Origin of the sequence: Microbacterium sp. ISL-103 (genome assembly GCF_018613995.1) — a bacterium.
GTDB lineage: Bacteria > Actinomycetota > Actinomycetes > Actinomycetales > Microbacteriaceae > Microbacterium.
Genome location: NZ_JAGGPD010000509.1, coordinates 1 through 1,474 on the forward strand (window position 1 = coordinate 1; position 1,474 = coordinate 1,474).

The 1,474-nt window shown below is 66.0% G+C and carries 1 protein-coding gene and 2 pseudogenes; 1 reads left to right on the forward strand and 2 read right to left on the reverse strand.

Features of this window, described 5'->3' with window-relative positions:
• Positions 1-303: pseudogene (locus tag J7E68_RS16770) on the forward strand (ABC transporter ATP-binding protein); the annotation flags it as partial.
• A 33-nt stretch (positions 304-336) separates the two neighbouring features.
• Here the strand turns inward: J7E68_RS16770 and J7E68_RS16775 are convergent.
• The gene (locus J7E68_RS16775; protein WP_251049090.1) at positions 337-933 is read right to left on the reverse strand and encodes a hypothetical protein; all 597 of its coding nucleotides are present in this window, start codon (positions 931-933) and stop codon (positions 337-339) included.
• Positions 930-1,474, reverse strand: a pseudogene (locus J7E68_RS16780) (glycosyl transferase); the annotation flags it as partial. The gene J7E68_RS16775 and the pseudogene J7E68_RS16780, both read right to left, overlap by 4 nt.

Genomic DNA, 1,474 nt, shown 5'->3' on the forward strand with positions numbered 1-1,474 from the left:
TACAAGCATCTCGCGAACGGCATGAAGGTGCGTCTGGCCTTCTCCGTGGTCTCGCAGCTGGATGAGCCGATCCTGCTGGTCGACGAGGTGCTCGCCGTCGGCGACAAGGCGTTCCGAGAGAAGTGCTACAAGCGCATCGACGAGCTTCTCGCCGAAGGTCGCACGCTGTTCTTCGTCAGCCACAACGAGCGGGATCTGCGCCGCTTCTGCACCAGGGGCCTCTACCTCGACAAGGGCGCGCTCGTGCTCGACGCTCCCATCGCAGACGTGCTCGACCGCTACAACGCGGACTACAACTCCTGACGTGCGCGCCCGAAGGCGCGCACGTCATCGGGATCAGAGGCCTACGAGGTCGTCGAGGCTCTGCAGGGCGGCGCGAGCGCCGTCCAGGGCTGCCGCGGTGCTCGACCCGGCGCTCAGGGCGTCACGCAGGTCGGTGAGGCTCTGCGAGTACGTGGACAGGCCTTCGTCCCACTGAGTGCTGATGGACGACGGAGCAGGGGTGTCGGCGAGGCTCTGCAGATCGAACTGCAGCTGGTCGACGACCGAGACCGCATCCTGTCCGCTCGAGCCCGAGACGATGTCGAGACCCGTCGCCGCATCCCCGAGCCGCGGAGCGACCTGCGTGCGGAATGCCTCGACGCTGGGATCGACGACAGGAGGAGCCTCGGTCTGAACGGGAGGATCCGTCGGCTCGGCCGTCGGCGATGTCGTCGCCGACTCCGAGGGCGAGGCGGACGGGGAGGGGGTGCCGCTCGCGCCGGGGTCCGGCGTCTCTGCACGCGGCAGGAAGAGGAACAGCAGCACGCCGATGATCGCGAGCACGGCCACGACCAGCCCGACGATGAGCCAGATGCGTCCGCGGTTGCGGGGCTTCGGAGGAAGAGGAGCCCAGCGGAGCTCGGGCTGCTGATCGTCGGTCATGCGGGTCATGCCTCCAGTGGTGCCATCGGCTGCCAGGAACGATCGCGACCGAGACGGCCGCCCTCCTTGAGCCCGCGGAACAGGTTGCTGGTGCCCCGCACTGTGCGCTCGACGAAGAAGAGCCTGATGATCTCCTTCGCGAATGTCATCGACGTGCCGAGGCCGAACAGCACCGGGTTGTAGTTGTCGTGCACGCGGTAGTACTGCTTGATGTAGGCGCGGTTGCGCATGATGTAGAAGCGGTAGGCGTTGCTCGACGCGTTCATGTGGCGGATGCCCATGTCCCACTGCTTGATCTCGCGCGTGCGTCGCAGAACGAACTCGTCCACGATCACCGCGGTGGTCTTGCGGGAGGCGAGCCAGCCGTACATCTGGTCATCCCAGTAGATGAAGAACCGAGGGTCGGGCAGGCCGATCTGCTTCACGATCGATCGGTGGATGAACATGCCCTCGAAGCATCCGCTGTTCATCTCTTTGAACCCGGAGGCGTCGAAGCCGGAAGGGGCGAACGGGATCGGGATCCCCATGCGCTCGGCGATCCGGTACTGCC